The 2,875-nt window shown below is 64.4% G+C and carries 1 protein-coding gene; it reads left to right on the top strand.

Annotation, left to right across the window (positions count from 1 at the left end):
* Nucleotides 1-222 precede the first annotated feature (222 nt).
* Nucleotides 223-2,875: carbamoyl-phosphate synthase large subunit (gene carB / locus EN964_RS30725; RefSeq protein ID WP_127277153.1), on the top strand; the 2,653-nt coding region annotated here is incomplete at its 3' end.

The following is a 2,875-nucleotide window of genomic DNA, read 5'->3' as shown; positions in this document are numbered from 1 at the left end:
GCCCCTTGAGGGGGAGATGCCTGGCAGGGTAAAGGGGGGCGCGCCGGAACAAGGCGCTTCTCGGCTGGCGCCGCCCACAACAACCCTCATTTTCGGGGTTACATCAGTTAAAACTCTTCCCTATAAGGCCCTCCTAGCCTGATACCAGAATCGCGAGCACAACCGGCCGGGTCTTCCCGTCCCGGTTTTTTGTGCAAGCCGCCCGCCGAACGGACCTTTGACATGCCAAGACGCACTGACATCAAGTCGATCCTGATCATCGGGGCCGGCCCCATCGTCATCGGCCAGGCCTGCGAGTTCGACTATTCCGGAACCCAGGCCTGCAAGGCGCTGAAGGAGGAAGGCTTCCGCGTCATCCTGGTCAATTCCAACCCAGCCACCATCATGACCGACCCGGAACTGGCCGACGCCACCTATATCGAGCCGATCACGCCCGAAGTGGTCGCCAAGATCATCGCCAAGGAGCGGCCCGACGCGCTGCTGCCGACCATGGGCGGCCAGACCGCGCTCAACACCGCTCTGTCGCTGCGCCGCATGGGTGTGCTCGAGCGCTACAATGTCGAGATGATCGGCGCCGACGCCACGGCCATCGACAAGGCCGAGGACCGCGCGCTGTTTCGCGAGGCGATGAAGAAGATCGGCTTGGAAACGCCGAAGTCGATGCTGGCCAACGCCACCGACGTCAAGAACACCGACCGCAAGACGCATGAGGCCGAGCGCGCCGCCGTCAAGGCCGAGGCGCCTGCCGATCTCGATGCCGCGCTCGACGCGCTGGAGACCCGCTGGAACCTCGGCGAAGGCGACCGCAAGCAGCGCTACATCAGCCATGGCATGGCGATCGCCGCACAGGCGCTCGACCATGTCGGCCTGCCGGCCATCATCCGCCCGTCCTTCACCATGGGCGGCACCGGCGGCGGCATCGCCTATAACAGGGCCGAATTCTACGAGATCGTCCAGTCCGGCCTCGATGCCTCGCCGACCACCGAAGTGCTGATCGAGGAAAGCGTGCTCGGCTGGAAGGAGTATGAGATGGAGGTCGTCCGCGACAGGGCGGACAATTGCATCATCGTCTGCTCGATCGAGAACATCGACCCGATGGGCGTGCACACGGGCGACTCGATCACCGTCGCTCCGGCGCTGACGCTGACCGACAAAGAATACCAGATGATGCGCAACGCCTCGATCGCCGTGCTGCGCGAGATCGGCGTCGAGACCGGCGGCTCCAACGTGCAGTTCGCCGTCAACCCGGCCGACGGCCGCCTGGTCGTGATCGAGATGAACCCGCGCGTCTCGCGCTCGTCGGCTCTGGCCTCGAAAGCGACCGGTTTCCCGATCGCCAAGATCGCGGCAAAGCTCGCCGTTGGCTACACCCTGGACGAGTTGGAGAACGACATCACCGGTGGCGCCACGCCGGCCTCCTTCGAGCCGTCGATCGATTACGTCGTGACGAAAATCCCGCGTTTCGCCTTCGAGAAATTCCCCGGCGCCGAGCCGGTGCTGACCACCGCCATGAAGTCGGTCGGCGAAGTCATGGCCATCGGCCGCACTTTTCAGGAATCGCTGCAGAAAGCGCTGCGTGGACTGGAAACCGGCCTGACCGGCCTCGACGAAATCGAGATCCCCGGCCTCGGCTACGGTGCGGCGACGGCCAACCATGCCGACGACCGCAACGCCATCCGCGCCGCGCTCGGCACGCCGACGCCCGACCGGCTGCGCATGGTGGCGCAGGCGATCCGCATGGGCACGTCGCTGGAAGACGTGCACGCCATGTGCAAGATCGACCCGTGGTTCCTTGAGCAGATCGCCGGGATCGTCGCCATGGAAGCCCGCATCCGCGAGCACGGCATCCCCGAGGATGCCGTCAATCTGCGCATGCTGAAGGCCATGGGTTTTTCCGACGCCCGCCTCGCGTCATTGACGAAAACAGACGTCGAAGTGATTGCGAAGATTCGCGAAAAGCTCGACGTTCATCCGGTTTATAAGCGCATCGACACTTGCGCGGCCGAGTTCGCCTCGCCGACCGCCTACATGTATTCGACCTATGAAGTGCCGTTTGCCGGTGCGCTGGCCGACGAGGCGCAGGTCTCGTCGCGCAAGAAGGTCGTCATCCTGGGCGGCGGGCCGAACCGCATCGGCCAGGGCATCGAGTTCGACTATTGCTGCTGCCACGCCGCCTTTGCGCTGCGCGATGCCGGCTACGAAGCGATCATGATCAACTGCAACCCGGAGACGGTCTCGACCGACTACGACACGTCGGACCGGCTCTATTTCGAGCCGCTGACGGCGGAAGACGTGCTGGAGATCCTGCGCGCCGAGCAGGCCTCGGGCGAACTGGTTGGCGTCATCGTCCAGTTCGGCGGCCAGACGCCGCTGAAGCTGGCGGACGCGCTGGAAAAGGCCGGCATTCCGATCCTCGGCACTTCGCCCGACATGATCGATCTCGCCGAAGACCGCGACCGCTTCCAGAAGCTGCTGCACAAGCTCGGCCTCAGCCAGCCGAAGAACGGCATTGCCTATTCGGTCGAGCAGGCCCGCCTTGTCGCCGGCGAGCTCGGCTTCCCCTTGGTGGTGCGCCCGTCCTATGTGCTGGGCGGCCGCGCCATGCAGATCATCCATGACGAGGGCATGCTGCAGACCTATCTGCTCGACACCGTGCCCGGCCTGGTGCCGGAGGACATCAAGCAGAAATACCCCAACGACAAGACCGGCCAGATCAACACGCTGCTGGGCAAGAACCCGCTGCTGTTCGACACCTATCTCTCCGGCGCCATCGAGGTCGATGTCGACTGCCTGTGCGACGGCAAGTCGACCTTCGTCTCCGGCATATTGGAGCACATCGAGGAGGCCGGCATCCATTCGGGCGACAGTGCCTGCT

This window comes from Mesorhizobium sp. M7A.F.Ca.CA.001.10.2.1 (assembly GCF_003998575.1).
In the GTDB taxonomy this organism is placed as follows: Bacteria; Pseudomonadota; Alphaproteobacteria; order Rhizobiales; family Rhizobiaceae; genus Mesorhizobium.
Note: the sequence above shows the minus strand (reverse complement) of the source record. Positions and strands in the feature narration are given on the sequence as shown.